The sequence below is a fragment of the Pseudomonas brassicae genome, assembly GCF_010671725.1.
Taxonomy (GTDB): Bacteria; Pseudomonadota; Gammaproteobacteria; order Pseudomonadales; family Pseudomonadaceae; genus Aquipseudomonas; species Aquipseudomonas brassicae.
Genome location: NZ_JAAHBU010000576.1, coordinates 1 through 2158 on the forward strand (window position 1 = coordinate 1; position 2158 = coordinate 2158).

Annotated in this window: 3 protein-coding genes and 1 pseudogene; all 4 read left to right on the plus strand. The window is 68.2% G+C overall.

What is annotated here, in order from left to right:
* Positions 1-179 (plus strand): triphosphoribosyl-dephospho-CoA synthase (locus G3436_RS26265; protein ID WP_178116620.1); only part of this gene is annotated, 179 nt, incomplete at its 5' end.
* Positions 179-478: a malonate decarboxylase subunit delta gene (locus tag G3436_RS26270; protein WP_163951227.1), complete on the plus strand. Its 300-nt coding sequence runs from the start codon at positions 179-181 to the stop codon at positions 476-478. The genes G3436_RS26265 and G3436_RS26270, both read left to right, overlap by 1 nt.
* Positions 471-1325, plus strand: a complete 855-nt coding sequence (locus G3436_RS26275) for a biotin-independent malonate decarboxylase subunit beta (RefSeq protein ID WP_163951230.1) — start codon at positions 471-473, stop codon at positions 1323-1325. Before G3436_RS26270 ends, G3436_RS26275 begins: the two co-directional genes overlap by 8 nt.
* Positions 1322-2124: pseudogene (gene mdcE, locus G3436_RS26280) on the plus strand (biotin-independent malonate decarboxylase subunit gamma). Before G3436_RS26275 ends, mdcE begins: the two are co-directional and overlap by 4 nt.
* Positions 2125-2158 lie beyond the last annotated feature (34 nt).

The following is a 2158-nucleotide window of genomic DNA, read 5'->3' on the forward strand; positions in this document are numbered from 1 at the left end:
AGGCGGTACTCGACCACGGCGGCAGCGCCAGCCTGGCCGGCCGGCGTCGCTTGCTGGCGCTGGACCAGCAACTGCTGGCCCTGAACGCCTCGCCAGGGGGCGCGGCCGACCTGCTCGCCGCCTGCCTGCTGATCGATCGCCTGGAGCAAAACCACGGCTTCACCGAGGAAGACAACTGATGGAAACCCTGAATTTCGAATTCGCCGCCGGGCTGCCCGCCCGCGGCCGCACCCTGGTCGGCTGCGTCAGCTCGGGTGATCTGGAAGTCCTGGTGGAGCCCAACGTGGCCGGCACCCTGTCGATCCAGGTGCTGACCTCGGTGAACGGCAGCGCAGCACGCTGGGAACACCTGTTCACCCGCCTGTTCGAGGGCCGTACCCCGGCGGCCATGAGCATCCGCATTCATGACTTCGGCGCCACCCCGGGTGTGGTACGCCTGCGCCTGGAACAAGGCTTCGAGGAGATCGGCCATGACTGAGCACAGTACCCACCTGCTGCAGCAGCGCAGCTTCGTCGAACTGGGGGCGCGCCAGCGTGCCCGGGCATTGCTTGACGCGGGCAGCTTTCGTGAACTGATCGGGCCGTTCGACGGCCTGATATCACCCTGGCTTGAGCGCCAGGGCGTGGTGCCCCAGGCCGACGACGGCGTGGTGATCGCCAAGGGCAGCCTGGCCGGCGAGCCGGTGGTGATCGCCGCCATCGAAGGCGGGTTCCAGGGCGGCAGCCTGGGCGAAGTGGGCGGCGCAAAGATCGCTGGCGCACTGGAACTGGCCGCCGAGGACAACCGCAACGGCATCCCCACCCGCGCACTGCTGTTGCTGGAAACCGGTGGCGTGCGCCTGCAGGAGGCCAACCTGGGGCTGGCAGCAATTGCCGAGATCCAGGCGGCGATCGTCGACCTGCGTCAATACCAGCCTGTGGTGGGCGTGATCGCCGGCAGCGTCGGCTGCTTTGGCGGCATGTCGATTGCCGCTGGCCTGTGCAGTTACCTGGTCGCCACCCGCGAGGCACGCCTGGGCCTCAATGGCCCGCAGGTAATCGAGCAGGAGGCGGGTATCGATGAATATGACGCGCGCGACCGGCCATTTATCTGGAGCCTGACTGGCGGCGAGCAGCGCTTTGCCAGCGCCTTGGTAGACCGCTATGTAGCTGACGAGGTGACGCAGATCCGGGATCAGGTGGTCGAACTGTTCGCCCTGGGGCTGCCTGCCACCCACCGCAGTCAACGCCACGCCTGGTTCATCACGCGCCTGGCGCAGCTGGACGCCGAACCTCAGATCACCCCGGCGGCGGTGCGCACCGCCTATCAAGGAGAACGCCCATGAGCACCCCTTCCCTGCGTGGCCTGAACTGGTTCGCGGCCCTGAGCGACAACGCCCCGACACTGCCTGGCTTGCCCGCCTCGCTGAAGGTCGCCGATGTACCGCTTGGCGATCAGCCGGCGCGCCTGCTGTGCGTGGTACCGGACGCGCATAACCGCTTCGTCCGTGCCCGCGACGGCGAGGTCGGCCTGCTCGAAGGCTGGGGGCTGGCACAAGCCGTGGATCAGGCGATCGAAGCCGACCGAGCGCAACCACACAAGCGGGCGCTGGTGGCGATCGTCGACGTGCCAAGCCAGGCCTATGGGCGGCGCGAGGAGGCGCTGGGCATTCATCAGGCACTGGCTGGGGCGGTCGACAGCTATGCACGGGCGCGGCTGGCGGGCACCCGGTGATTGGTCTGCTGGTGGGCAAGGCGATGTCCGGGGCGTTTCTGGCGCATGGGTATCAGGCCAATCGGCTGATCGCCCTGCGCGACCCTGAGGTGATGGTGCACGCGATGGGCAAGGCTTCGGCGGCGCGGGTCACCTTGCGCAGCGTCGAGGAGCTTGAAGCCCTGGCGGCCAGCGTGGCGCCGATGGCGTATGACATCGACAGCTATGCCAGCCTTGGCCTGCTGTGGGAGACGCTGGAGGTGGAGCGCATCGAGACGCCCACGGCAGAGGATGTGCAGCGCGTGCGCGACTGCGTGTTGCAGGCGGTACGTGATGTACGAACGGGCGGCAGCGATCTGCGCGGTCGCCTTGGGGCCAGCAACCGGGCGGCGTCGAGCCGGGTGCGCGAGTTGCTGCGGGCACAATGGTAAGGGCCTGACACCGCGTCGTGCCCTTCGCTGGCAA

Coding starts and splice junctions, on each gene's coding strand:
- G3436_RS26275 (WP_163951230.1), top strand. CDS start 471: ATGACTGAGCACAGTACCCACCTGCTGCAGCAGCGCAGCTTCGTCGAA.
- G3436_RS26270 (WP_163951227.1), top strand. CDS start 179: ATGGAAACCCTGAATTTCGAATTCGCCGCCGGGCTGCCCGCCCGCGGC.